We start from the raw sequence: 25,216 nt of genomic DNA on the forward strand, positions 1-25,216 counted from the left end.
GTCATGAACATGATCCAGGCGATCAACAGCGCCCATCATGTGATGATGGAGCGGGACGATTCGACCGTCGCGCTGGGCGAGGATGTCGGCTTTTTCGGCGGCGTCTTCCGCGCCACCGAGGGGCTGCAGAAGACATATGGCCGGTCGCGGGTGTTCGACACGCCGATCTCCGAGGGCGGGATCATGGGTGTCGCGATCGGCATGGCGACCTATGGCCTGCGACCGATCGCGGAAATCCAGTTCGCCGACTACATCTATCCGGGCTTCGACCAGATCGTCTCCGAAGCCGCGCGGATCCGCTATCGCACCGCCGGCGAATGGTGCGTGCCGCTGACCATCCGATCGCCTTATGGCGGCGGCATCTTCGGCGGACAGACGCACAGCCAGTCGCCCGAGGCCCTGTTCGCCCATATCGCCGGCATCACGACGGTGATCCCGTCCAATCCCCATGACGCCAAGGGGCTGCTCATCTCGGCGATCGAGAGCAACGACCCGGTCGTCTTCTTCGAGCCCAAGCGCATCTATAACGGCCCGTTCGACGGCTTCTTCGACCGGCCGGTGACGCCCTGGGCCAAGCATGAAGCGTCCGAAGTTCCGGAAGGGCATTATACCGTGCCGATCGGCAAGGCGGCGGTGGTGCGCGAAGGCGAGCAGCTCACCATCCTGGCTTACGGCACGATGGTCCATGTCGCGCTGGCGGCGGCCGAGGCGGCGGGGATCGATGCGGAAGTGATCGACCTGCGCACGATCGTCCCGGTCGACATCGAGGCGATCGAGCAATCGGTGAAGAAGACCGGCCGCTGCGTCGTCGTTCACGAGGCGACGCGCACCGCCGGCTTCGGCGCGGAACTGGCGGCGCTCGTCCAGGAGCGCTGCTTCTATCATCTCGAAGCGCCGGTGCAGCGCGCGACGGGCTGGGACACGCCCTATCCGCACAGCCTGGAATGGGCCTATTTCCCGGGCCCGATCCGGCTCGGCACCGCGTTCAAGCAGGCATTGGAGGACTGAGACGGCCATGGCGCGCTACCAATTCAAGCTGCCCGACATCGGCGAAGGCATCGCCGAGGCCGAGATCGTCGCCTGGCATATCAAGGTCGGCGACACGGTCGGCGAGGACCAGCAGATCGCCGACATGATGACCGACAAGGCGACGGTGGAGATGGAAAGCCCGGTCGCCGGGAAGGTGGTGAGTCTGGCCGGTGAGGTGGGCGACCAGATTCCGATCGGATCGGTGCTGGTCGAATTCGAGGTTGAGGGCGAGGCGCCGGCGGAAGAGGCGCGCGAAGATACGGTGGCGCTGTCCGATGGGCTGGTGGAGCCGACCGAGGCGCAGGAAAAGGCGATTCCGGTGGTGAATGAAGCCCCCGCCGTTCGCCCTGAGCCTGTCGAAGGGCTGCCTTCTTCAAAAGAGGAAGGAAAGGGCTTCGACAAGCTCAGCCCGAACGGGGAGGGGGCGAAGAAGGCCGTCCAGGCCTCCCCCGCCGTGCGCCAGCGGGCGCGCGATCTGGGGATCGATCTCACCCGGGTGAAATATGCCGGCGATCGCGTCCGCCACGCCGATCTCGACGCCTATCTTCTCTACAATGGCGGTGGGGTTGCGGGTGGCCCTGTGCCGCGCCGGGCGGACGAGACGATCAAGGTGGTGGGCCTGCGCCGCAAGATCGCAGAGAACATGCAGGAGGCGAAGCGCCGCATCCCGCATTTCACCCTGGTCGAGGAATATGACGTCACCGCGCTGGAGCAGACCCGCGCGATGATGAACCGGGACCGGGGCGACAATCCCAAGCTCACCATGCTGCCCTTCCTGATCACCGCCTTCGCGCGGATGCTGGCCAGATATCCGCAGATCAACGCGACCTATGACGACGACGCGCAGGTCGTCACCCGCCACGGCGCGGTCCATATGGGCATGGCGACGCAGACGCCGAACGGCCTGATGGTCGCCGTCATCCGCGACGCGCAGGGCCGTGATCTGTGGAACCTCGCCGCCGAGGTGGCGCGCCTCGCCGACGCGGCGCGGACCGGCAAGGCGAGCCGCGAGGAGCTGTCGGGATCGACCTTCACCATCTCCAGCCTCGGCCCGATGGGCGGCATCACCTCGACGCCGGTCATCAACCGGCCCGAGGTCGGCATCGTCGCGGTCAACAAGGTGCGCGAGGCGCCGGTCGTGGTGGACGGCGATCTGGAGATCAGGAAGCTGATGAACTTGTCGCTGTCCTGCGATCACCGCGTGGTGGACGGCTGGGACGCGGCCGAGTTCATGCGCGATCTGAAGGGCCTGATCGAGAACCCGCTGAAGCTGCTGTCGACCTGAAGCCCTGACATGCTGAAGAAGACCGAGAGCGCTGATCTCGATGCGCTGAAGCTGCTGGATGACCGGTTGCGCTGGTTGTCCGCGTGGACGATCCACAATGCGAACCATCTGCGGACAAGCGCGGACGGGCTGAAGGTCGGCGGCCATCAGGCGTCCTGCGCGTCGATGACGGCGATCATGGCGGCGCTCTATTTCCATGCGCTGGGTCCGAACGACAAGGTGGCGGTGAAGCCCCATGCCGGGCCGGTGCTGCACGCGATCCACTATCTGCTGGGCTCGCAGACGCGCGAACAGCTGGAGGCGTTTCGCGGCTTCGGCGGGATGCAGAGCTATCCGAGCCGGACCAAGGACCGGATACCGGTGGATTTCTCGACCGGATCGGTGGGATTGGGCGTGGCGGTCACCGCCTTTGCCAGTCTTGTGCAGGACTATCTGATCGCGCACGGCATGATGGAGCCGGCCGAGACGGGGCGGATGATCGCGCTGATGGGCGATGCCGAGCTGGACGAGGGCAATATCTACGAATGCCTGATCGAGGCGGCCAAGCACGACATCCGCAATTGCTGGTGGATCGTCGACTATAACCGCCAGAGCCTGGACGCGACCACGGCCGACCGGATGTTCAGCCGCTTCGACGACATTTTCGAGACCTGCGGCTGGCGGGTCGTCACGCTGAAATATGGCAAGGCGCAGCAGGCGGCGTTTCGCGAGAAGGGCGGCGCGACGCTGCGCAACTGGATCGATCAATGCCCGAACGTCGATTATGCGGCGCTCACCTACCTCGGCGGCGCGGCATGGCGGGCGCGGCTGGAGAAGGATCTGGGCAAGGCGATCAAGCCGATCCTCGACGCGCGCGACGACGAGGCGCTGGCCGCGCTGATGACCGGGCTCGGCGGGCATTGCATGGAGACCCTGGTCGAAGCCTTTGACGGCGCGCGGGACGATGTGCCCACCTTCTTCATCGCGTACACGATCAAGGGCTTCGGGCTGCCTTTCGCGGGCCACAAGGACAATCATGCCGGCCTGATGAATCCCGGCCAGATCGCGACCTTGCGCGACAGCATGGGGATCGCGCAAGGCGCGGAATGGGAACCCTGGGCGGGCCTCGGCGGCAACAGCGCCGAAGCGGCGAAAGCGCTGGCGGAGCGCAGCGCCTTCGCGCGCGAGAAAAAGGCGCGGCGCTGGAACGTCGCCGAGGTGCCGGCAATCGCGGCCCCGTCGGGCGAAGAGCAATCCACCCAGGCGGCGTTCGGGCGCATCCTGCTCGATCTGGCCAAGGCGGGGGGACCGCTGGCGGACCGGATCGTGACGACTTCGCCGGACGTGACGGTCTCGACCAATCTCGGCGCCTTCGTGAACCAGAGAGGTTTGTTTCGTCGACAGGAACTCGCCGATGTGTTTGCCGCCGCGAAGATCCCCTCGGCCCAGAAATGGGCGGGCGGCAAGGCGGGCCAGCATATCGAGCTGGGCATCGCGGAGAACAATCTGTTCCTGATGCTGGCCGCGCTCGGGCTGGCCGGCGATCTGTTCGGCGACCGGCTGTTCCCGGTCGGCACGGTCTACGATCCCTTCATCGCGCGCGGCCTCGATGCGCTCAATTATGCCTGCTACCAGGATGCGCGCTTCCTGCTGGTGGCGACGCCCTCGGGCCTGACGTTGGGGCCGGAAGGCGGCGCGCACCAGTCGATCAACCCGCCGCTCATCGCGATGGGCCAGCCGGGCCTGCGTCATTACGAGCCGGCCTTTGCCGACGAGCTGGCGCTGCTGATGGAAGAGAGCTTCCGGCTGCTGCAGACCGAGGACGGCGAGAGCGTCTATCTCCGCCTGTCCACCCGCAGCATCGCGCAGGTCGCGCGGGACGGCGATGGCTGGCGCGACGATGCGCTCGCCGGGGGCTATTGGCTCCGCGAGCCCGCGCCGGACGCACAGGCGGCTTTGGTCTATAGCGGCGCGCTGGCGCCGGAGGCGCTGGCCGCCTGGGAGGCGCTCAAGGACGATGTGCCGGGCCTCGGCCTGCTCGCCGTCACCTCACCGGACCTCCTCCATCGCGGCTGGAGCGCGCGCAACGCGGCGCGCTGGACCGGGGGCAAGCCGGCGCCCAGCCATGTCGAGACGCTGCTCGCGCCGCTGTCGCGCAATGCCGGGCTGGTCACGCTGATCGACGGCGCGCCGGCCGCGCTCTCCTGGCTCGGCGGGGTCGCCGGCCACAAGGTCAGCCCGCTCGGGATCGAACGGTTCGGCCAGACCGGCAACCTCGCCGATCTCTACCGCGCCTATCGCATCGACGTGGACGCGATCGTCGAGGCGGCGGCCGAATTGTTCCTGGATTGAAACCGCGCGGGCGCATCCACATCTTCCCTTTCGCCGGCGAATGAGGCCGGTGCGTAGGGAGACGGGCATGATCGGCAAGTTGATCGGAGCGGAGATCGGGCGGCGCGTGGCCGGTCCCGGGCAGGGGCTCAAAGGTGTGCTGATCGGCGCTGCGGTGCCCTGGGTGTTGCGCCGCGCCTTCACGCCGATCGGCGTGGTCGCGATCGGCGCCTATGGCGCGAAGAAACTCTATGATCGCCGCCGTGCCCGTCGCGCGGCGAATCCCGACATCACGCCGCCGCCGCGCGGCTGATCCGGCTTATTGGCTGGGCCGCGGCTCCTCACGCGGCGCGGCCGGCTGGGTCACCGCCTGCGGCGCCTCGGGCTGCTGCGGCGCCGGCTGCGGACCGGGGAAGGGCGGGGGCGTCACCTGCGGAAGATCGGTCTGGTTGACGGCCTCGCTCGCCGGCGGCGGAGTCGACGCGGGCCGCCGCGCCGGGCGGATGCCCAGGGCCTCGGTCATGAAGGTGCGGAAGATGCGGGCCGGCGTGCCGCCGCCGCTGGTGCCGGGGAGGGGGCGGTTGTCGTCATTGCCGACCCAGACGCCCACGACGAGGTCTCCCGCGAAGCCGACGAAGACGGCATCACGATAATCGGAGGTCGTGCCGGTCTTGCCGAAGGTCGGCACCGACAGAGCGGCGGCGCGGCCGGTGCCGTCATTGACGACGGCGTAGAGCACGTCGCGCAGCATCGGAAAGGCGCGGTCGCGGCTCAGCCGATCGGCGAGCGAGCCGCCGAACCAGCCCGCCGGGGGCTCGGGCAGGCCGCGCGCGACGATCGGGTACCGCCCGGCGGCGATGGCGGCATAAGCGGCGGTGAGCTCGACCAGGCTGACGCCGCCCGAGCCGAGCGCGAGGCTGGGATCGGGCCGCAGCGGCGCGGTGATGCCGAGATCGCGCGCGGCGCGGATCACGGCATCGCGCCCCACCCGCTCCTGCACCTGCACCGCGACCGAATTGCTCGACTGGGCGACCGCCTCGCGCAAGGTGATGCGGCCGCGATAGGCATTGCCGTAATTGCGCGGCTGCCAGTCGCCCAGGCGGATCGGCACGTCATCGACCGGCATGTCCGGCGTCAGGCCGGCGCGGAAGGCGGCGAGATAGACGAAGGGCTTGAAGGCGGAGCCCGGCTGGCGGCGCGCCTGGGTGGCACGGTTGAACTGGCTTTGCGCATAATCGCGCCCGCCGACCATCGCCACGACGCGCCCGTCCAGCCGCATCGCGACCAGGGCCGCCTGGGAACGGCCCAGCCCGGCGCGGCGGATGGTGCGCATCGCGATGCGCTGGAGATTGGCGTCGAGCGTGGTCAGCACGCGGCGCTCGCCATAGCTGCCTTCCTCCAGCTCGCTCGCCTGCGGCACCACCCAGTCGGCGAAATAGGTGCCCGTCGGCACATTGTCGTCACCGCCACGCCGGACGTGCGCGGGACGGGCGGCTTCGCGCTCGGCGGCGGTGATGAAGCCCGCTTCCTCCATCGTGCGCAGCACCAGCCGCGCGCGGTCACGCGCGGCTTCCAGATTGGTGGTGGGCGCGAGTCGAGAGGGTGCATTGACCACGCCGGCCAGCATCGCCGCCTGGGCCAGCGTCAGCTCCTCCGGCTCGACGTCGAAATAATGATGGGCGGCCGCGCGCAGGCCATAGACATTATCCCCGAAATAGACGTTGGAGAGATAGCGGCTGAGGATCTCCTCCTTGGAAAGCCACGCCTCCAGCCACAGCGCGATCAGCGCCTCCTGCGCCTTGCGCGACGGGGTGCGGTCGGGCGTGAGGAAGCTGGTCTTGGCGAGCTGCTGGCTGATCGTACTGCCGCCTTCGCGCACCCGGCCCGAGCGCAGGTTGCGCGCGAAGGCCCGCGCGATGCCCCAGGGATCGAGCCCGACATGGCGGAAGAAGCGTCGGTCCTCGATCGCGACGAAGGCCTGGCCGACATGGGGTGGCAGTTCGTTCACATCCACCGGCTCGTCCATGATCGCGCCGCGCCGGGCGATCGGCTCGCCATCGGCGGCGAGAATGGTGAGCCCGGGTGCGTTGGCCGGCTGAAGCGAGCTGGAGAGCGGTGCGGTGACGATCAGCCAGAACAGAATCAGCGCGAACAGGAGAACGACGAGCTTCAGCCCGCGGCGCACGAGACGGGCGCGCGACGGCCTCGGCGCCACCGGTGCCTGAGCCTGGGCTGTGTCCGCTTCGGCCATATCGGCCCTTAGCAGCACGTTTGGACGGCGATGATCAAGCGCCGAACAGTCGTTCGGGCCTGATGTCGGCCGGCGCGACGCCGACTTCAGCGAGCGTTTCGGGCCAGTCTCCGCCGGTGGCCAGAGCCGCCGCCGCGCCGGCCATTGCCGGGGCCGTCTGCAGACCGTAGCCGCCCTGGCCGGCGAGCCAGAAAAAGCCCGGCGCGTCGGGCGCGAAACCGGCGGTGGGCACGCGATCGACGGTGAAGGTGCGCAAACCCGCCCAGCGATGCGCGATCCGCCGCACCGACAGGGTCGTGTAATGTTCGAGCCGGTCGGCGGCGAGCGCGATATCGTAATCGTCCGGCCCGGCATCGCAGGGTTCGTCGTCCACCTCGTCGGCCGGTGAGACGAGCAGTCGGCCTGCCTCCGGCAGCATATAGAAATCGCTGGCCGCGCTGTGGACGAACGGCCAGCGGGCGATGTCGGCGTCGGCGGGCGGCGCGACGACGATCACGGTGCGGCGCTTTGGTGTCAGGCCGAGCGGCGCGACGCCGGCCAGCGCGGCGATCCGGTCGGCCCAGGCGCCAGCAGCGTTGACCAGGATTGGCGCAGCGAACGTCTCGCCCGCTTCTGTGTGCGCCGCCCAAAGCTCGCCCCGCCGCTCGATCGCGACGACCCGCTGCTCGGTCAGCACCGCGCCGCCGGCGCCGCGCAGGGCGCGGACACAGGATTGGAGCAACGCGTCGGCGTCGAGCTTGAGGCCGGTGGGATCGAACAAAGCGGCGACGGCGCCGCCTTCGCCGGTTCGCACGATCGGGCAGAGCCGGGCGATCTCCACCGGATCGACCGCGCGGATCGCGTCGGTGAAGCGCGCCATGCCGGCGCCGAGCGCATCGAGCCGGGCCACGTCGCCGGCATGGGCGAAATAGAGCGCGGTGGCGCGGGCGGCGAGTGGGGCCGTGGCGAAACCCTCGGGCGGCGTTTCATAGAACGGGCGGCTGGCGAGGGTAAGGCCGCGCACTGTCGCATCGCCGATGCCGTAATGGCTGAACGAGACGCTGCGGCCGGACGAATGATAGCCGAGCGCGTCCTCGGCTTCGAGCACGGTCACGCGCCAGCGCCCGGCCAGCGCCGCTCCCATCGACAGACCGGCGACGCCGCCGCCGACGATGAGGAAATCCGAACCATTCATGGCGCGCTCCGCTAGCCGATCCAGGTCGGCCGGTCACGCGCTTCGGGAGCGAATTCGTCGATGGCGTGGCCGAGCAGCGCATCGACGATCCGGCCGGCCGCCCGGCCGTCCCCATAAACGTCCGAAGGGGCAAGGAAGGGTGGGCGATCGAGCCATTGCATCGTCGCGCTTACAATCCGCGCCGGATCGCTGCCCACCAGCACCGCCAGCCCGGCGGCGATGCCTTCATTCCTTTCGGTGGCGTCGCGCAGCACCAGCGTCGGTCTGCCCAGCGCCGCCGCCTCCTCCTGAACTCCGCCCGAATCGGTAAGCACCAGATCGGCGCGCCGCAGTGTCCGCGCGAAAGCGGCGAGGCTGAGCGGTGGCACCAGGCGGATATTGGCCGCATCCCCGAGTGCTACCGTGATCGGGTCTCTGATCCGGGGGTTGGGATGGACGGAGCAAAGGATCGCGACGTCCGGTCGCTTGGCGATCTCGCGGAGTGCGGACCAGATGCCATCGAACGGCGTGCCGAAATGCTCGCGGCGATGGCCGGTGAACAGGATCAACCGGCGATCGGCGGGCAGGTCGGGCATCGTATCCCGCGCTGCATCGCACCGGGCCAGGACCATGTGGAGCGCGTCGATGCCGCTATTGCCGGTGACGACAATGCGCCCACGCACGCGTTCGGCGGCGAGATTGGCCGCCGCCACCGGCGTGGGCGCGAGGTGAAGATCGGCGAGGAGCGTGATCGCCCGGCGGTTCGCCTCCTCCGGCCAGGGATTTGCGGCATAGGTGCGCAGCCCCGCCTCGACATGGGCGACCGGGATGCCGCGATGATGCGCGGCCAGCGCCGCAGCATAAGCGGTGCTGGTGTCGCCCTGCACGATGACGCGGTCGGGCGCGATTTCGGCGAGCACAGCGTCGAGCCGGTGCAAGGCCGTCGAGATAAGCGCGTTGAGCTCCTGCCCCGGGGTCATCAGATCGAGATCCACGTCGGGTGCGAGATCGAAGAAACGCAGCACGTCGTCGAGCAATTCGCGATGCTGGCCGGTCACGCATAGCCGTGAATCGACACCCGGTTCGGCGGCGAGCGCAAGCAGCACGGGCGCCATCTTCACCGCCTCGGGCCTCGTCCCGATCACCGACAGCAGCCGCATGTCGCCTCCCCCGCGCGCAGCTAAGCACAGCTCGTCCGGCGCGCAAAGCTTGTGCCGGCCCTCGCGCCGGCGCATCAGACCGCATCGAAAGGCGGAGGCACGGATTGACCGACGAGGAGCTTGCCGCAGCGCTGGCCGAGGAGGCCGGGCGCATGCTGATGCTGATGCGCGCGGGAAGCTGCGCGGACCCGCAGGGCCTGGGCCATGCCGCGGACAAGGCGGCCAATGCCTTCCTGATCGAGGCGTTGCGCCGACACCGGCCTGAAGATGCGATCCTGTCGGAAGAAAGCCCCGACGACCCGGTGCGGCTGGAGCGCGCGCGTGTGTGGATCATCGATCCGCTCGACGGCACCCGCGAATATTGCGAGGGACGCGACGATTGGGCGGTGCATGTCGGCCTCGCCGTGGACGGCCGGCCGGCGGCGGGTGTGGTGGCGGTGCCGGCGTTGGAACGGATCTTCCGCTCCGACCGGCCCGCCGCCCCGGCCGCGCCGCGTCTTCGCCCGCTGCTCCTTGTCAGTCGCAGCCGCCCGCCGGAGCAAGCGGCAGCGCTCGCGGCCCATCTGGGCGCTGACGTGCGGGAAATGGGGTCGGCCGGGGCCAAGGCGATGGCGGTAGTGGCGGGCGAGGCCGATCTCTACATCCATGCCGGCGGCCAGCGCGAATGGGACAATTGCGCGCCGGCCGCCGTAGCGCTGGGCGCCGGGCTGCATGCGAGCCGCCTCGACGGTGGGCCTCTCCTCTACAACCGCGCCGACACATGCGTGCCCGATCTCGTGATCGGCCGACGGGAACTGGCGGAACGGCTGGTCGCGTTCGTGCGCGCCGGGCAGGGCTAGAGAAAGGCGGCGAGCTTGCGCCATTGCGCCCGCTTGCGCTCATAAGCGAGCGTATAAGCGGGGCTGCTCGACGGCAGATCGATCAACGCGACATTGTTGATCTCGCCGAGCTGACGGCGGCCGATTCTTGCCGATGTGCCGCCGTTGAATGCGACGGCCTTGAGCGAAGGCAATGTCGCGGCCAAGGCGGCGAGATCGCTGGCGGCGAGGAGGCGGATATCGGCATCGAGGCTGCCCTTGCGGGTCGCCGCAGCGACGCTATCCCACAGGCCGACACCGGCATCGAGCAGGGCCGCGAGACGCTCTTCGTAATCGAGGGCAACGAGGTCGCTCCCGATCGCATCGCCGATCAGCCGCCAGAACTGGTTGCGCGGATGGGCGTAATATCGGCCGGCCGCCAGCGAGGCCATGCCGGGCAGGCTGCCGAGGACGAGGAGGCGCGTGTCGGCGCGGGTGACGGGCGGGAAGCAATGGTGCATGAGGCGGACATGAAAGTTCAGGGCGGATGTCATTGCAAGACCGTGCGGTTCGAGGCGGAGGTGGCGGAGGCAGTCGAGATCCTCGACTGCAATTGCTCGATCTGCGCGATGACCGGTTTCCGGCACCTGATCGTGCCGCATGAGGCGTTCCGGCTACTGTCCGGTGCGGACCGTCTCACCAGCTACCGGTTCGGGACCGGCGCGGCGGACCATCTGTTCTGCGCGGTCTGTGGGGTGAAGAGCTTCTACCAGCCGCGCTCGCATCCCGAGGCGTGGAGCGTGAACCTCAATGCGCTCGACGATGTGGGGGCGCTTGAGGTGAGCGCGCGCGCCTTCGACGGGCGCAACTGGGAACAGGCCGTTGCCTGGCTCGGTCAGGCGGCCTCGCCGAAGGCATAGGCGTCCATCGCCAGCACGTTCCAGGTGTAACTGTGATGCAGACGCCGGCCGGCCGCGCCGCCGCCCGCGCCATAAGCGAAGAAGAGCGGGAGCAGATGCTCGTCCGTCGGATGATTGCGCGCGGCGTCGGGTGCTTCCCGCATGGCGTCGAGCAGCGTGTCACCATCGCCGCGCCGGATCGTGTCTTCGAGCCATGAGGTGAAGGCTTCGACCCAGGCGATGTCATCGCCCGAGCCCGGCGCGAAGACCGCGCGCAGATTGTGCGAGATGCTCCCCGATCCGATCAGCAGCACATTGCGCGCGCGCAGCGGCGCCAGCGCGCGGCCGATTCGCTCGTGCCAGCGCGAATCACGTTTCGGGTCGATCGAGACCATCACGACGGGGATGTCTGCATCGGAGAAGAGGAGCGAGAGCGGCGCCCAGGCGCCGTGATCGATCAGGTCGCTCTCGTCGCGGCGTGGTTCGAGGCCCGCCGCGTCGAGCAGACGCATGACCTCATCGGCCAGCGCCGCATCGCCCGGCGGCTCGTAACACAGCTCGAACAGCCGAGAATCGAAATTGCCGAAATCGTGCCAGGTGCGGAAGCGCTCCGGCGCGCGCACCGCGACACCCTCGGCCTCGTGATGGGCGGAGGCGATGACGATCGCGTCGGGCCGGGCCAGCTTCTGTCCCAGCTCCGCGAGAAAATGGCGGGCAGGAGTGTCGCTCAGCAGCAGGTCCGGCGCGCCGTGGGAGACAAAGAGGCTCGGTTGGGTCATGGCGCCGATATAACGCGCCGCCACCGTTTCCGAAATGCGGTCCGATGCGAACTCTTCGTTGCCATTCACGCAACGCCAGCAGCCGCTTGTCGCGGTTCTCCTCCCGACATAGTCTCCGGCGAAATAGCGGGGAGGGATGAATGACGGACGTGGTCGCGGACGGGCAGGCGGTGGCGGGCGACGATTATGTCGTCGATCCGAAACGCGACCGGAAGGTCATCATCGCCTCGTCGCTCGGCACGGTCTTCGAATGGTATGATTTCTTCATCTACGGCACGCTCGCCGCGATCATCGGCCGCGCCTTCTTCCCCGCCGGCAACGAGACGATGCAGTTCCTGCTCGCGCTCGCCGGCTTCGCGGTCGGCTTCGGCTTCCGGCCGCTGGGCGCGGTGCTGTTCGGCTATCTGGGCGACCGGCTGGGGCGCAAATACACCTTCCTCGTCACGATCACCCTGATGGGCGTCGCCACCGCGGCGATCGGCTTCCTGCCGGGCTATGCGACACTGGGCATCGCCGCGCCGCTGATCCTGATCCTGCTGCGCATCCTGCAGGGCCTCGCGCTGGGCGGCGAATATGGCGGCGCGGCGATCTACGTCGCCGAACATGCGCCGGCGAACAAGCGCGGCTTCTATACCGGCTTCATCCAGGCGAGCGTGGCGGCGGGATTCATCCTGAGCCTCGTCGTCGTGCTCGGCACCAAGCTTTTCCTGACCGACGCGCAATGGTTCGAATGGGGCTGGCGGCTTCCCTTCATCTTCTCGATCCTGCTGCTCGCCATCTCGCTGTGGATGCGGCTCAAGCTCAGCGAGAGCCCGGTCTTCCAGGCGATGAAGGCCAAGGGCGCGCTGGCCCGCAATCCGCTGAAGGAGAGCTTTTCGACCTGGCGGAACGTGAAGCTGATCCTGGTCGCTATGCTCGGCATCGCGGCGGGGCTCACCGTGATCTGGTACACGGCGATGTTCCAGGTGCTCTATTTCCTGCAGAACGGCCTCAAGGTGCAGGAGACGACGGCGCAATTGCTGGTCGGCGCGGGCGCGGTGGTCGGGCTGTTCTGGTTCGTCTTCTTCGGCAGGCTCTCCGACCGGATCGGGCGCAAGAAGCCGATCGTGGTCGGCTATGTGCTGACCCTGCTGCTGCTCTTCCCGATCTTCCACGTCATCGCCAACGCGGCCAATCCGGGGCTGGCCGAGGCGGGGCGGCGCGCGCCGATCGTCGTCGCCGGGCCGGACTGCGCCTACAATCCGTTCGCGACGCGCGGCCAGGCGACGGACTGCGGCCGGCTGCTCGATCATTTCTCGCGGCTCGGCCTCCATTACCAGAAAGCCGACGCGCAGGTCGCGGTCGTGACCATCGGCGGCCGGCCGATCGCGGACACCAGCCCGGAATCGCTCAATGCGGCGCTGGCCGAGGCGGGTTATTCGCTCGACAAGGTCACGCCGACCGGGAGCCGCATCGCGATCATCCTGCTCGCGATCATCGCCCTCTCCGCGCTTTCGGGGATGACCTACGGACCCGTCGCGGCCCTGCTGACCGAGCTGTTCCCGAGCCGCATCCGCTACAGCTCGATGTCGATCCCCTATCATATCGGCACCGGCTATTTCGGCGGATTCCTGCCTTTCATCAGCCAGTATATCGTGGCGCGCAGCGGCGATCCCTTCGCGGGCCTGTGGTACACGATGGCGGTGGTGGCGATGGCGCTGATCGTCACCGCGATCTGGCTGCCCGAAACGGCCGGAAAGCGGTTGGACTAGGCGGCGTGGCCGGGTTACGGGCGCGATCATGGTGCACCGTCCGCTGCGGCTGATCCTCGATGGCGACGCGCTGGTCGCGAACTGGCGCTGGCTGGCGCGCCAGAGCGGCGCCGCGGCCTGCGGCGCGGCGGTGAAGGCGGATGGCTACGGACTCGGCGCGCGCGAGGTGGCGGCGGGGCTGGCGGCGGCGGGGTGCCGCGACTTCTTCGTATCGACCTGGGCGGAGGCAGAGGCGCTGGGGCCGCTGTCGGAGGGCGTGGCCTTGTCGGTGCTGCACGGCGTGGGGCCGGACGACATGACGGCGGCGTCGGCCTCGCCCGCCCGCCCGGTGCTGAACAGCCCCGAACAGGTGGTGCGCTGGCGCGGGACCGGTCGGCCCTGCGACGTGATGGTAGACACCGGCATGAACCGGCTGGGGCTTTCGGTCGCCGATGCCGCGTCGGGCCTGCTCGACGGCCTCGCGATCGAGACGCTGATGAGCCACCTCGCCTGCGCCGACGAGGACTCGCCCGCCAATGCCGCGCAGTGTGCGGCGTTCGTCGAGGTGGCGGCGAAGACGCCGGCGAAGCGCCGCAGCCTGGCGAACAGCGCCGGCATCTGCCTGGGGGCGGAATACGCCTTCGATCTCACCCGGCCCGGTCTCGCCCTCTACGGCGGCGTGCCGCGTCCGGAGGCGGCGGGGCGCATAAGGCAGGTCGTCCATGTCGAGGCGCAGGTGATCCAACGCCGCCGGATCGGCCCGGGCGAGCGGGTCGGCTATGGCGGCACCTTCGCCGCCGCGCGCGCGCACGAACTGGCGATCCTCAATATCGGCTATGCCGACGGCTATCTGCGCGGCTTCTCCAACAGCGGCCGGGCGCGGATCGGCGAGGTCTTCGCGCCGGTCGCAGGGCGCGTGTCGATGGACCTGCTGGCGGTCGCCGTGGACGAGGCGCCGAGGCTCGAGGAAGGCGATTGGGTGGAGTTGGACTACGACCTGCCCGATGCGGCGGCGCAGTCCGGCCTCAGCCAGTATGAGTTGCTGACGACGCTCGGCTCGCGCTTCGAGCGGGTCTGGCGCTAGGTCCGTGCCCGGCCGGATTCAGCTGGCCGGGCACGGCATCGATTCGGGTGCGGAAGTTGACGAACTTCACGCTACGTCGGGGACCAGCACCCCCTCCGCAAGGGTGGTTCAGGGAGGAATGGGGGGATCGACGGTTCAAAAAGCCGGAGACCTGGACAGCGCCCGAGTCGCCCGAGGATGACAGAGGAAATCCTACATTCCAAGCGCGGGGCGGAGCACCTCAATCCCGCTCCACGCACAGCGCGATGCCCATGCCGCCGCCGATGCACAAAGTGGCGAGACCTTTCTTCGCGTCGCGCTTGCCCATTTCGTAGATGAGCGTGGTCAGCACGCGCGCGCCGCTGGCGCCGATCGGGTGGCCGATGGCGATGGCGCCGCCGTTGACGTTGACCCTGTCCGCGTCCCAGCCCAGCTCCTTGCCGACGGCGAGCGCCTGGGCGGCGAAGGCCTCGTTGGCTTCGATGAGATCGAGATCGCCGATGGTCCAGCCGGCCTTTTCCAGCGCGCGCTTCGTGGCGGGCACGGGGCCGATGCCCATGATCGAGGGATCGACACCGGCGCTGGCCCAGGAGGCGACGCGGGCGAGGATCGGGGCGCCGCGCCGCTCGGCCTCTTCGCGGCTCATCAGCACGAGCGCGGCGGCGCCGTCGTTGAGGCCGGAGGCGTTGGCGGCGGTGACGGTGCCGTCCTTCTTGAAGGCGGGGCGCAGGCCGGCAAGGCCAGCCTGCTCGACGCCGTCGCGGATATATTCGTCGGTGTCGACGACGGTTTCGCCCTTGCGGCTCTTCACGGTCACGGCGGCGATTTCGTCGCTGAACCGGCCGGCGGCACGGGCGGCGGAGGCCTTGTTCTGGGATGCGGTGGCGAAGGCGTCCTGCTCGTCGCGGGTGATCTGATATTGCTCGGCGAGGTTCTCGGCGGTGATGCCCATGTGATAGCCGTTGAAGACGTCGGTGAGGCCGTCCCTGATCATCGTGTCGATCAGCTCGAGGCCGCCCATCTTGGTGCCGCCGCGCAGATGCTGGGCGTGGGCGGAGAGGCTCATGCTCTCCTGCCCGCCGGCGACGACGATCGCGGAATCGCCGGTCTGGATCGCCTGGGCGGCGAGCGCGACGGCGCGCAGGCCGGAGCCGCAGACCTGGTTAAGCCCCCAGGCCGGTATCTCCTTCGGCACGCCCGCCGCCATCGACGCCTGGCGGGCGGGATTCTGGCCCTGCGCGGCGGTCAGCACCTGGCCCAGGATCACCTCCGAGACCTCGTCCGGCGCGACGCCGGCCTGCGCGAGCGCGGCTTCGATCGCGACCCGGCCGAGCTCGTGCGCGGGCGTTGCGGCGAAGCTGCCGAGGAACGAGCCAACCGGGGTGCGCTTGGCGGCGGTGATGACGACGTCTGTCATGGAATCGGGCCTCTTCGGATGTGAAACTTTCACGCGAGGGCTAGCACTTTGCTGCGGTGCGGGAAAGCCATGCGGCGAGCGGTTGCCACAGCGCGTCGCGGCCGCGCGATCCCACCACCATGCCGACATGGCCGAGCGCGAGGTCCAGCCGTTCGCCGGCGCGGAAGGCGCTGGCATGGGGAACGATGCGATCGGTGGTGGAGACGATGTGCAGCATCGGCGCGGGGATCCGCGCGGGATCGACCACCTCGCCCGCCACTCGCCAGGCGCCGGTGCCGGTGAGGTCGGCGCCGAACAGATCCTCCATCATCTCGCGCGCTGCCGCCTTCGGGAGGGGCGGGCCGTCATTGGCCCAGTCCTCGAGCGCGACGAAAGCGGCGGCCGCGTCGCCCGTCATGGCCGCGAACGCCTCGAACTTGGCGACGGTGCGCGCCGGGTCGAGATTCCAGAAGGCGCTTTGCAGCACCTCCATCGGCAGCACGCCGAGCGTGTCCGCCACGGCGCGCGACTGGTCCCAGAGCCGGGCGAGCGCGGCGCGCGATTCGTCATCGAACCCATTGAAATGCCAGGGCGCGGCGATCGTCGCGAGACTCCGCGCGCGGCCGGGGCGGGCGGCTGCGGCGGCCATCGTCCCGCCCAGGCAATAGCCGACAAGATCGACCGGCTCGCCCAATTCCGCCATCAGCGGCAGCAGGATGCGTTCGACATGGCCGGCGACGGAGAGGGTGCTTCGCGCCGCGTCCGGCCAGCCCCAGTCGAGCAGCAGCACGCGATGCCCGCGCGCCGCGAGCCAGCGCAGCAGGGAGCGCTCGCCGAGATCGAGCACGGTGGGCGGATTGATCAGCGAGGGGACGAACAGCACGAACGGCCCTTCGCCGCCATAGTCGCGCAGCCTCGCGCCCTCCGCCGTCGCGATCGCCGGCATCGGCGCGGGCGGCGGGATGCGTTCGGCCTGCTGATAGCGCGCCAGACCGGCCAGCGCGCGCCGCAGACGCTTCGGATTTGCTGCGGTTTCTGCCTGCAGCATGGAGAGGAAAAGCGGCAGGGGGCGCGGCCTGTGTTGCGGCGCGGCAAAAGATGGTGCTAGAGCACTGTCTCCCGCAGCAAAGGAGTTCGGCATGGCGGCTTCCCGGTCCGATGACGATATCGTCATCATCAAGAAATATGCGAACCGGCGCCTCTATGACACCGAAAGTTCGGCCTATATCACTTTGGAGCGGCTCGCGCAGATGGTCCGCCAGAAGCGCGACTTCAAGGTGGTCGATGCCAAGAGCGGCGAGGACATCACCCGCTCCGTCCTCACCCAGATCATCATGGACGAGGAAGCGCGCGGATCGGAGATGCTGCCGGTCAATTTCCTGCGGCAGCTGATCGGCATGTACGGCGATCAGATGCAGGGGATCGTGCCGCAATATCTGGAAGCGAGCCTCGATGCGCTGCAGCGCAACCAGAGCCAGCTGCGCGACGCGATGGCCGGCGCGCTGGCCGCCAATCCCTTCGCCGAGCTGGCGCGGCGCAACATGGAGATGTTCACCGCCGCCGCGTCCGGCAAGGCCGCCCCGGCGGCGCCCCGCGCCGAGGCCGGGAGCGACACGAAGAGCGAGCTGGCCGAATTGAAGGCCCAGCTCGCCGCGCTCCAGACGAAGCTCGACAAGCTGGGCGACTGACCCTTATTCCGGTTTGACGAAGCGGAGCGTCATCCGGTCGCTCTCGCCGATCGCGGCATAGCGCTCGCGGTCTTCGTCGCCGAGCCGGAAGGTGGGCGGCAGCGTCCACACGCCGCGCGGCCAATCGGCGGTGTCGCGCGGATTGGCGTTGATCTCCGAGGCTTCGACGAAGCGGAAGCCCGCCGCCTCGGCCATGCGGCGCACGGCCGAGACCTTCACATAGCCGCTGGTCCGCTCGCGCTCGTCGTCGGCGTTTTCGGGCAGGCGATGATCGACCACGCCGAGCGTGCCGCCCGGGCGCAGCATCGCGAACATCTGGCGAAACGCCTCTTCGCCATAAGGCTGGCTGTCGCGCTGATAGCCCATTCGCCAGTTGTGGACGTTGCGGAAGGTGACGACGACGTCGGCGGTGCCGTTCGGCACGCGCGTCTCGCTCGCCTCCCAGGCGGGGAAGGCGGCGGTGCGGATGTTGCCGTAGAGCCCGGCATTGGCGGCCATCAGCCGGCGCACGCCGTTATGGCCGTTCTCGCCCATCGCGGCGGCATAATAGGTGCCGCCGCCCTGAGTGACGTAAGGCGCGAGGATTTCGGTGTACCAGCCGCCGCCCGGCCAGATTTCGACCACGGTGTCGGTCGGCCGCACGCCGAAGAAGGCGAGCGTCTCCATCGGATGGCGATAGCGATCGCGCGCGACATTGGCGGGCGTGCGCGTGTCGGCGGCGACCGCGGCATGAAGCGCGTGGTGCCAGTCCTGATGGCCGGCATGGGCGGAATGGTCCTGGCCGCCATGACCGGAATGGTCCTGCGCGGCGATGGCGGCGGCGGCGGCGAGCAAGGCTGCTCCGCCCGCGAAAGCGGCGATGCGGCGAACGGGGGCCTGGCGGATCATGCGTCTCTCCCTAGATATCGGTTATGGGATAGCCCATGACGGAGCGGGCATGACGACGCAAGAATGGATGTGGGCGGGCGACATCGCCGCTTTGCTGGTCGTGCTGGTCGCAGGCCTGGCCGAATGGCGGCGGACGCGGCGCGCGAATCTGGACGATCCCGGCTGGATTCCCTGGCGCGGCATCCAGGTCGCGGCCCTGTTCGCAGCGATCGGATTCACGATTCTGGCGATGCACCGCTGAGGCGGGCGCCGTGCTAGCCCGCCGCGCGGCGGAGCGGCATGTCCTCTTCCTCTGCGCCCAGCAACCAGGTTTCGGCTTCGCGCGGATCCTCGAAAAAACGGGCGTCGCGGCCGGTAAGGGCGCGGGCGAGCTGGCCGCGTGCCAGGGTCGATGCGACGACGAAGGCGAGGCGGCGGGAGCGATAGGCCGGGTCCGACAGCAGATCGCGGAAAGCGGCGACCGATTCGCTCGGCTGAATCTTCATGCCGCGCAAGTCGTTCAGCGTCAGGTGCCGGTTCGGGCCGCAGCGCAGCCGGGCATGAGCCTGGCGCCGCGCCTCGAAAAAAGCGGCGATATCGGCCGGCGTGAAGAAACCGGACATCGCGATGCGGATCAGATCGCGATCGGGATCGCAGGTGATTTTGAAGGCGGCGCTCATATCGCGGAATTTACATTGGGAAGGTGACGGAGCGGTAAATGTGTGGACCGTGAGAGCCCGGTCTGGAGGCTCGACCTACAAACATGCTTCCAGATACGGTTGGTCGAAGCCGAACATCTTGGCCTTTTCCAGCGTGTAGGGACGCAGGCCCATGCTCCGATATTCGCCGATGATCTTGCCGTCGGGCGTCTCGTCCAGATATTCGAACTTGAACAGTTCCTGGGTGACGATCACGTCGCCTTCCATGCCGATCACTTCGGTGATGTTGGTGGTGCGGCGGGAACCGTCGCGCAGGCGCTTCACCTGGACGATGAGGTCCACGGAATCGGCGATCTGCCGGGAGATCGCTTCCTTCGGCACCTTGATGTCGCTCATCATCACCATGTTCTCCATACGCGCGAGGCATTCGCGCGGAGAGTTGGAGTGGAGCGTCGCCATCGAGCCGTCATGGCCGGTGTTCATCGCGGCGAGCAGATCGAAGCACTCGCTGCCGCGAATCTCGCCGAGGATGATCCGGTCCGGACGCATACGCAGCGCGTTGATGACGAGATCGCGGATCGTGATCGCGCCTTGCCCTTCCAGGTTCGGCGGACGCGTTTCGAGCGGCAGCCAGTGCGGCTGCTGCAGCCGAAGCTCGGCCGCGTCCTCGATCGTGATGACGCGCTCGCCCGGATCGATCAGCTTGGAAAGGGCGTTAAGCATCGTCGTCTTGCCCGAGCCGGTGCCGCCCGAGATGATGACGTTCATGCGGCTCGCGCCGGCGATCTTGAGCACCGTCGCCATCTTCTCCGACATCGAGCCGAAGCCGCGCATCATGTCGAGCGTGATCGGCTTTTCGGAGAATTTACGAATCGAGATGGCAGTGCCGCGCAGGGAGAGCGGCGGGATGATGACGTTGACGCGGCTGCCGTCCTGAAGGCGGGCGTCGGCGAGCGGCGTGGTCTGATCGACGCGGCGGCCGACCTTGTTGACGATCCGCTGGGCGATCTGGAGCAGATGCTCCTCGTCGCGGAACTGGATCGAGGCGATCGAAAGCTTGCCCTTCTTTTCGATATAGGTCTGCTGCGGACCGTTCACCATGATGTCGCTGACATCGGGATCGTTGAGCAGCTCCTCGAGCGGGCCGAGGCCCAGCAGTTCGTCCACCAGCACCTTTTCCAGCGCGAACTGCTCGCGCCGGTTCAGGTTGATCTTCAGCTCGGCGAGCACCTCGCCGATGATCGGACGGAATTCCTCGGCCAGCTCGTCCTTGGAGAGCGTGGCGGCGGCTTCCGGATCGACGCGCTCCAGCAAACGCGGGAGAACCTGCTCCTTGATCCGGTGGATCGAAGCCTCGAAGCCCTCATTCTTCGACGAGCCCTGGGCGCCCGATTGCGCCTGGCGGTCGTCGAGGCGAGCCATCGCTCCGGTCGGACTGCGGTCGAGCGGCGCTGCCGTCTCCTCGACGGCAGCTTCGGGCAGGGATTCGATCGGCGGAAACTGCTCGCCGCCCTCGCTCGTGCGCGCGGGCGCGGGCCCCTTCATCGGCGCAGCCGTGCCGAAGCTCGGCCGCCCGCCGGCGCCTCCCATGCCGTTCCGTCGTCCAAACGCACCCATAAGCCAGCGAACCTTGCCGTTCCGGAGTTGAAATTTCCCTAGGTCGAAATGGTGAATAAGTCGGAAACTTTGACAAACACCTAACCCGGCCCGAAGGGGCGGCATGGCCGCGACGACCGCCCGAACCGCTCTGCTGATGGCGTTGGCCGGCTTTGCCATGCTCTCGGTCGGCGATGCCGTGGTGAAGACGATGGCTGGGCAGTGGGCGGGCAGCGCGATCGCGGCGCTGCGCTATGTGTTCGGCGCGCTCGGGCTCACTGCACTGGTGGCGTTGCGTTACGGGCGCGCCGGCTTCGTCTTTCCCCGGCCCATGCTTCAGTTCGGGCGCGGCGCGGCGGTGGCGATGGCGACCTGCGGCTTCTTTCTGGGCGTGATGGTGATGCCGCTGGCGGACGCGACCGCGATCGTCTTCACCAGCCCGGTCTGGACGGTGGCGCTCTCCATTCTCCTGCTGCGCGAGCGGGCGCCGGGCGGCATGAAGATGTCGATCCTGCTCGCCAGCGCCGGCGTGTTGTTGATCCTCCGACCCAATGTGCTGGCCTTCGGCGCCGAGGCGCTCCTGCCGCTCGTCGCCGCCGTGGGCATGGCGGCGCTCATCATGCTGAACCGGCGCGGAGCGGGACTCGCCCCCGTCTTCGTGATGCAATGGCTTGTCGCGCTGACGGCGGTACCGGTGCTGCTCGCCATGGCGCTGGCGGGGCATCTGTCGGGCGCCCCGTCGCTGACGCTCTCCCTGCCGGACTGGACGGTGGTGACGCGTTGCGCCGTGGTGGCGGTGACCGCGACGATGGGGCATTGGTTCATCTTCCGGGCGACCGAGCTTGCGACCGCGGCCACGGTGGCGCCGATGACCTATGTGCAGCTGCTGGTGGCGACGGCGGCGGGGATCGCGTTGTTCGGCGACGTGCCGACGACGGCCATGGCGGCGGGATCGGCGCTGATCGTGGCAGGCGGACTGTGGCTGTGGCGCGCGCAAAGGGCCCCGATCATCGCCGAAACACCGGATTGAGTTGTCCCAAATATTGTCAGGCGCGCCCTATCGTGCGACATATAAGCGGACAATATCGCTAGCTAGGGGAATTCCATGCGCAGATTCGCGTTCGCATTGGCGGCTGCCGCCATCGCCGTGCTGCCCGCCGCTCCCGCATTGGCCGGTTCGTCGGCTTCGGAAAATGCGGGCAACGACCGGTCCGATGCCGGCAACAGGATGATCTGTCGCCGGATCGAGCGGTCCGGATCGCGGATGAGCACGCAGCGGATTTGCCGCACCGCGCGGCAGTGGGAAGCGGCCCGCAACGGGCAATCCATCGACCAGGAGCTGGACGAAACCGTCGGGCAGCAGATGGATGTCGTCAGCCGGGACATGAACACCGGCTGCCTGGGCGGCATGACGGAACGCGCCGGACCGAGATAATCGCCCCCGAACGGGCGGGGCCGCGGTTCGTCCGGATCAGGCCCCGGCCTTCTCCGCGAGAACGGTCAGCCCCTTGTCGTTGACCTCGGCGAAGCCGCCCTCGACGCGAATGCGTTCCGGCTCGCCCCCTTGGGTCTTGTAGACCGCCAGCTCGGCATCGGCGCGGATCGTCGACATGACCGGCGCATGGCCGGCCAGCACGCCGAAATCGCCCTCCGTGCCCGGGACGACCACCATGTGGACGTCCTCGGACCGGACCAGCTTTTCCGGGGTGACCAGCTCGAAGTGAAGGTCGGCCATCTGCCTTACGCGTCCTGCGCCAGCTTCTCGGCCTTGGCGACCGCTTCCTCGATGCCGCCGACCATGTAGAAGGCCGCTTCGGGAAGGTGGTCATATTCGCCGTTCACCACCGCCTTGAAGCTCGCGACCGTATCCTCGATCGACACGAACTTGCCGGGGATGCCGGTGAAGACCTCGGCGACGTGGAAGGGCTGCGACAGGAAGCGCTGGATCTTGCGGGCGCGCTGGACGGTCAGCTTGTCCTCCTCGGAGAGCTCGTCCATGCCCAGGATCGCGATGATGTCCTGCAGCGACTTGTACTTCTGCAGCGTTTCCTGAACCTGACGGGCGGTCTCGTAATGCTCCTGGCCGACGGTGCGCGGCTCCAGCACGCGGCTGGTGGAATCGAGCGGATCGACGGCAGGGTAGATGCCCAGCTCCGAAATGGCGCGCGACAGCACGGTCGTGGCGTCGAGGTGGGCGAACGAGGTGGCCGGGGCGGGATCGGTGAGATCGTCCGCCGGCACGTAGATCGCCTGCACCGAGGTGATCGAGCCCTTGTTGGTCGAGGTGATCCGCTCCTGCAGCGCACCCATGTCCGTGGACAAGGTCGGCTGGTAACCCACCGCCGAGGGAATGCGGCCGAGGAGCGCCGACACTTCCGAGCCCGCCTGGGTGAAGCGGAAGATGTTGTCGACGAAGAAGAGCACGTCCTGGCCCTCCTGGTCGCGGAAATATTCGGCGATGGTGAGGCCCGAGAGGGCGACGCGGGCGCGGGCGCCCGGCGGCTCGTTCATCTGGCCGAAGACCAGCGCCACCTTGGAACCGTCCGGCGTCGGATTGCCGTCCTTGTCCTTGGCGATGACGCCCGCGTCGAGGAACTCGTGATAGAGATCGTTGCCCTCGCGGGTGCGCTCGCCGACGCCGGCGAACACCGAGGTGCCGCCATGGCCCTTCGCGATGTTGTTGATCAGCTCCTGGATGAGCACGGTCTTGCCCACGCCGGCGCCGCCGAACAGGCCGATCTTGCCGCCCTTCGCATAAGGCGCGAGCAGGTCGATGACCTTGATGCCGGTGACGAGGATGCTGGTCTCGGTCGACTGGTCGACGAACAGCGGGGCCTCGGCGTGGATCGGGGCGGTGAGATCGGTGTCGACCGGGCCGCGCTCGTCGATCGGCTCGCCGACGACGTTGAGGATGCGGCCCAAAGTGCGTGGGCCGACGGGCACGCGGATCTGCGAGCCGGTGTCGGTCACCGGCTGACCGCGGGTGAGGCCGTCGGTCGCGTCCATCGCGATCGTGCGGACGGTGTTCTCGCCGAGATGCTGGGCGACCTCGAGGACGAGGCGGTTGCCGCCATTGTCCGTCTCCAGCGCGGAGAGGATGTGGGGCAGCGCGCCATCGAAGGTGACGTCGACGACGGCGCCGATCACCTGGCTGACGCGGCCGGTGGCGGTGCCGGCGGTCGCGGCCGGCGTGGCGGCGGCCTTCTTGGTCGCGCGGGGCTTGGCGGTCTTAGCGGCGGTGGCCATGTTCTCGTTTCCTGCTCAGTTCAATTCGGGGTTGGTGTCGTCGCAGCGCGTCGGGCCGTCGATCCAGACCCACTGGCCTTCGGCGCGCTGCAAAATGGCGGTCTGTGGCGCCCAGCGCCCGTCCGCGCCCTGCGCCTCGTAGCGGCAGCTATACTGGACGGAGCCTTCGTCATCGAGCGTGCAGGCGATGTTGCGCGTCGCCTGGCGCGGCTGCGGGCAGGCGTCGGCCAAAGCGGCCTGGAACTGCGCGGCGGTCGGCGCCGCCGTCTGGGCGAACGCGGCGCTGGAGACCAGCGCGAAAGCGAGCACGGAATATTTCGTCATGTTACAGGGCCTCCGCTCCGGAGATGATCTCGATCAGCTCCTTGGTGATGGCCGCCTGACGGGTGCGGTTATATTCGATGCTCAACCGGTTGATCATGTCGCCGGCATTGCGAGTCGCATTGTCCATGGCGGTCATGCGGCTGCCCTGCTCCGAAGCGGCGTTCTCGAGCAAGGCCCGGAAGACCTGGACCGCGACATTGCGTGGCAAAAGCTCGGCGAGGATCTCGTCCTCGTCCGGCTCATATTCGATCGCGGCGGGAACGCCCTCGGCGGCCTTGCCTTCGGCTTCGACCGGCGGAACCGGAATGATCTGCTGCGCGACCGGCTCCTGGACCAGGGCCGACTGGAACCTGGCGTAGAAGAGATGGACGACGTCGATGCCGTCGGTCGTGTAGCGATCGACGATGTCGTTCGCGATCTCGGCCGCGTCGGCGAAGGAGACGAACTTGATCGCGCTGGTGTCGTGCTGGTGGATGATCTGCTTGGGGAAGACGCGCTGGATCACCGCGCGGCCCTTGCGGCCGACCAGGTAGAAATAGACGCTCTTGCCCTCGGCCTGCAGCTCCTCCGCCTTGCGGCGGGCGGCGCGCACGATGTTCGAATTGAACGCGCCGGCGAGGCCGCGATCGGACGTGGCGACGACGAGCAGATGCGTGTCGTCCTTGCCGGTGCCGGCGAGCAGCTTGGGGCTTTGCGGGCCGGGCTGGATCGAACCGGCCAGGCTCGCCATCACGCCCGCCATGCGCTCGGAATAGGGACGCGCGGCCTCGGCCGCCTGCTGCGCGCGGCGCAGCTTGGCGGCGGCGACCATCTTCATCGCCTTGGTGATCTTCTGCGTCGACTTGACCGACGCGATCCGGTTCTTGAGCGCCTTGAGGCTGGCCATCTATTCCTCTGTCGTTCCCCGGCGAAGGCCGGGGCCCAGTCCTAGATAAAGAACGGCGCGGGAGCGCCGCCTGGACCCCGGCCTTCGCCGGGGAACAG

At 68.3% G+C, this 25,216-nt stretch carries 26 protein-coding genes; 12 read left to right on the forward strand and 14 right to left on the reverse strand.

Features of this window, described 5'->3' with window-relative positions; all coding sequences use genetic code 11:
• Positions 1–3: 3 nt before the first annotated feature.
• From KF780_06395 to KF780_06410, 4 genes are all read left to right on the forward strand, one after another.
• Positions 4–1,008 carry an alpha-ketoacid dehydrogenase subunit beta gene (locus KF780_06395; protein ID MBX3561427.1) on the forward strand — a complete coding sequence of 335 codons (1,005 nt, stop codon included), beginning with the start codon at positions 4–6 and terminating at the stop codon, positions 1,006–1,008.
• 7 nt (positions 1,009–1,015) lie between these two features.
• Complete coding sequence (locus KF780_06400) at positions 1,016–2,314, forward strand: 2-oxo acid dehydrogenase subunit E2 (protein MBX3561428.1); 1,299 nt, start codon at positions 1,016–1,018, stop codon at positions 2,312–2,314.
• A gap of 9 nt (positions 2,315–2,323) precedes the next feature.
• Positions 2,324–4,645, forward strand: coding sequence for a transketolase (locus tag KF780_06405; protein MBX3561429.1), 2,322 nt, complete (start codon positions 2,324–2,326; stop codon positions 4,643–4,645).
• A gap of 67 nt (positions 4,646–4,712) precedes the next feature.
• Positions 4,713–4,937 (forward strand): hypothetical protein, encoded by a 225-nt coding sequence (locus KF780_06410; GenBank protein MBX3561430.1) that lies wholly within the window; start codon positions 4,713–4,715, stop codon positions 4,935–4,937.
• Positions 4,938–4,943: 6 nt separating this feature from the next.
• Here the strand turns inward: KF780_06410 and KF780_06415 are convergent, their stop codons facing one another.
• Genes KF780_06415 through wecB form a run of 3 tightly spaced genes read right to left on the reverse strand, consistent with a single transcriptional unit; the run spans position 4,944 to position 9,188 of the window.
• The gene (locus tag KF780_06415) at positions 4,944–6,875 is read right to left on the reverse strand and encodes a transglycosylase domain-containing protein (protein MBX3561431.1); all 1,932 of its coding nucleotides are present in this window, start codon (positions 6,873–6,875) and stop codon (positions 4,944–4,946) included.
• Between the two features lie 34 nt (positions 6,876–6,909).
• Positions 6,910–8,049: an FAD-binding oxidoreductase gene (locus tag KF780_06420; GenBank protein MBX3561432.1), complete on the reverse strand. Its 1,140-nt coding sequence runs from the start codon at positions 8,047–8,049 to the stop codon at positions 6,910–6,912.
• An 11-nt stretch (positions 8,050–8,060) separates the two neighbouring features.
• Positions 8,061–9,188, reverse strand: a complete 1,128-nt coding sequence (wecB, locus tag KF780_06425) for a UDP-N-acetylglucosamine 2-epimerase (non-hydrolyzing) (GenBank protein MBX3561433.1) — start codon at positions 9,186–9,188, stop codon at positions 8,061–8,063.
• A gap of 152 nt (positions 9,189–9,340) precedes the next feature.
• Between wecB and KF780_06430 the strand changes: the two genes are divergently transcribed.
• A complete protein-coding gene (locus tag KF780_06430) occupies positions 9,341–10,027 on the forward strand; it encodes a 3'(2'),5'-bisphosphate nucleotidase CysQ (protein MBX3561434.1) in 687 nt (228 codons plus the stop codon).
• Here KF780_06430 and KF780_06435 read toward each other — a convergent pair.
• Entirely contained in the window at positions 10,024–10,506 is a 483-nt protein-coding gene (locus KF780_06435) for a DNA-deoxyinosine glycosylase (GenBank protein MBX3561435.1), read from the reverse strand. The genes KF780_06430 and KF780_06435 overlap by 4 nt on opposite strands.
• 9 nt (positions 10,507–10,515) lie before the next feature.
• Between KF780_06435 and KF780_06440 the strand changes: the two genes are divergently transcribed.
• Entirely contained in the window at positions 10,516–10,905 is a 390-nt protein-coding gene (locus KF780_06440; protein ID MBX3561436.1) for a GFA family protein, read from the forward strand.
• Here KF780_06440 and KF780_06445 read toward each other — a convergent pair.
• Positions 10,881–11,663 (reverse strand): dioxygenase, encoded by a 783-nt coding sequence (locus KF780_06445; GenBank protein MBX3561437.1) that lies wholly within the window; start codon positions 11,661–11,663, stop codon positions 10,881–10,883. The genes KF780_06440 and KF780_06445 overlap by 25 nt on opposite strands.
• A gap of 140 nt (positions 11,664–11,803) precedes the next feature.
• On the opposite strand from KF780_06445, the gene KF780_06450 reads away from it, so the two are divergent.
• Both KF780_06450 and alr read left to right on the forward strand, forming a co-directional pair.
• Positions 11,804–13,414 carry an MFS transporter gene (locus KF780_06450; protein ID MBX3561438.1) on the forward strand — a complete coding sequence of 537 codons (1,611 nt, stop codon included), beginning with the start codon at positions 11,804–11,806 and terminating at the stop codon, positions 13,412–13,414.
• A gap of 28 nt (positions 13,415–13,442) precedes the next feature.
• Positions 13,443–14,477 carry an alanine racemase gene (gene alr / locus KF780_06455; GenBank protein MBX3561439.1) on the forward strand — a complete coding sequence of 345 codons (1,035 nt, stop codon included), beginning with the start codon at positions 13,443–13,445 and terminating at the stop codon, positions 14,475–14,477.
• A 220-nt stretch (positions 14,478–14,697) separates the two neighbouring features.
• Here alr and KF780_06460 read toward each other — a convergent pair whose 3' ends face one another.
• The gene (locus KF780_06460; protein ID MBX3561440.1) at positions 14,698–15,873 is read right to left on the reverse strand and encodes an acetyl-CoA C-acetyltransferase; all 1,176 of its coding nucleotides are present in this window, start codon (positions 15,871–15,873) and stop codon (positions 14,698–14,700) included.
• Between the two features lie 40 nt (positions 15,874–15,913).
• Positions 15,914–16,900, reverse strand: coding sequence for an alpha/beta fold hydrolase (locus KF780_06465; protein ID MBX3561441.1), 987 nt, complete (start codon positions 16,898–16,900; stop codon positions 15,914–15,916).
• A gap of 91 nt (positions 16,901–16,991) precedes the next feature.
• On the opposite strand from KF780_06465, the gene phaR reads away from it, so the two are divergent.
• Complete coding sequence (phaR, locus tag KF780_06470) at positions 16,992–17,540, forward strand: polyhydroxyalkanoate synthesis repressor PhaR (protein ID MBX3561442.1); 549 nt, start codon at positions 16,992–16,994, stop codon at positions 17,538–17,540.
• A gap of 3 nt (positions 17,541–17,543) precedes the next feature.
• Here phaR and KF780_06475 read toward each other — a convergent pair whose 3' ends face one another.
• Entirely contained in the window at positions 17,544–18,428 is an 885-nt protein-coding gene (locus KF780_06475) for a class I SAM-dependent methyltransferase (protein MBX3561443.1), read from the reverse strand.
• 49 nt (positions 18,429–18,477) lie between these two features.
• Here KF780_06475 and KF780_06480 point away from each other — a divergent pair, with 49 nt between their 5' ends.
• Positions 18,478–18,669: a hypothetical protein gene (locus tag KF780_06480; GenBank protein MBX3561444.1), complete on the forward strand. Its 192-nt coding sequence runs from the start codon at positions 18,478–18,480 to the stop codon at positions 18,667–18,669.
• 13 nt (positions 18,670–18,682) lie between these two features.
• On the opposite strand, the gene KF780_06485 is transcribed toward KF780_06480, so the two are convergent.
• Both KF780_06485 and KF780_06490 read right to left on the reverse strand, forming a co-directional pair.
• Positions 18,683–19,087 carry a hypothetical protein gene (locus tag KF780_06485; protein MBX3561445.1) on the reverse strand — a complete coding sequence of 135 codons (405 nt, stop codon included), beginning with the start codon at positions 19,085–19,087 and terminating at the stop codon, positions 18,683–18,685.
• A 75-nt stretch (positions 19,088–19,162) separates the two neighbouring features.
• Positions 19,163–20,683, reverse strand: coding sequence for a CpaF family protein (locus tag KF780_06490; protein ID MBX3561446.1), 1,521 nt, complete (start codon positions 20,681–20,683; stop codon positions 19,163–19,165).
• A gap of 103 nt (positions 20,684–20,786) precedes the next feature.
• On the opposite strand from KF780_06490, the gene KF780_06495 reads away from it, so the two are divergent.
• Both KF780_06495 and KF780_06500 read left to right on the forward strand, forming a co-directional pair.
• On the forward strand, positions 20,787–21,692 hold the full coding sequence (locus tag KF780_06495; protein ID MBX3561447.1) for a DMT family transporter: 906 nt from the start codon (positions 20,787–20,789) through the stop codon (positions 21,690–21,692).
• 75 nt (positions 21,693–21,767) lie between these two features.
• Positions 21,768–22,097 (forward strand): hypothetical protein, encoded by a 330-nt coding sequence (locus KF780_06500; GenBank protein MBX3561448.1) that lies wholly within the window; start codon positions 21,768–21,770, stop codon positions 22,095–22,097.
• Positions 22,098–22,133: 36 nt separating this feature from the next.
• On the opposite strand, the gene KF780_06505 is transcribed toward KF780_06500, so the two are convergent.
• The 4 genes from KF780_06505 to KF780_06520 are packed head-to-tail and all read right to left on the reverse strand — an operon-like array spanning position 22,134 to position 25,118.
• On the reverse strand, positions 22,134–22,397 hold the full coding sequence (locus KF780_06505) for an ATP synthase F1 subunit epsilon (protein ID MBX3561449.1): 264 nt from the start codon (positions 22,395–22,397) through the stop codon (positions 22,134–22,136).
• 5 nt (positions 22,398–22,402) lie between these two features.
• On the reverse strand, positions 22,403–23,908 hold the full coding sequence (atpD, locus tag KF780_06510; GenBank protein ID MBX3561450.1) for a F0F1 ATP synthase subunit beta: 1,506 nt from the start codon (positions 23,906–23,908) through the stop codon (positions 22,403–22,405).
• A 15-nt stretch (positions 23,909–23,923) separates the two neighbouring features.
• Complete coding sequence (locus KF780_06515) at positions 23,924–24,232, reverse strand: hypothetical protein (GenBank protein ID MBX3561451.1); 309 nt, start codon at positions 24,230–24,232, stop codon at positions 23,924–23,926.
• 1 nt (position 24,233) lies between these two features.
• On the reverse strand, positions 24,234–25,118 hold the full coding sequence (locus tag KF780_06520) for a F0F1 ATP synthase subunit gamma (protein MBX3561452.1): 885 nt from the start codon (positions 25,116–25,118) through the stop codon (positions 24,234–24,236).
• Positions 25,119–25,216: the final 98 nt, after the last annotated feature.

This window comes from Sphingomonas sp. (genome assembly GCA_019635535.1).
In the GTDB taxonomy this organism is placed as follows: domain Bacteria; phylum Pseudomonadota; class Alphaproteobacteria; order Sphingomonadales; family Sphingomonadaceae; genus Allosphingosinicella.